Genomic DNA, 260 nt, shown 5'->3' with positions numbered 1-260 from the left:
GACGATGACACTCATTCCCGAACGAATCCGCGCATCAGGTTTGCTCGGTCGCGCCTTGACCTCAAAGGTACGTACATCAAAGCCATCATCATTATTGGTGGGTCGCCACGTTGCAAAGTCAGACAATGTAGACGTTGCATAGACAGTAAACTGTTTGCTGTAAGGCTTGTCCGCTGATGATAATGCGGGAATAGTACCGGTAAATTGCTGACCAATGGCAAACTGGTTCAAATAGGTTTCAGTGACATTCAGTACCACCC

At 47.7% G+C, this 260-nt stretch carries 1 pseudogene; it reads right to left on the bottom strand.

Going from position 1 to position 260, the window contains the following annotated elements:
* Positions 1-260, bottom strand: a pseudogene (locus AAEZ03_RS27950) (hypothetical protein); the annotation flags it as partial.

The organism is Pseudomonas sp. HY2-MNA-CIBAN-0224, from assembly GCF_040310285.1.
Lineage (GTDB): Bacteria > Pseudomonadota > Gammaproteobacteria > Pseudomonadales > Pseudomonadaceae > Aquipseudomonas > Aquipseudomonas helleri.
The sequence above is the reverse complement of the archived record's forward strand: the minus strand, read 5'-3'. Positions and strand labels throughout refer to the sequence as shown.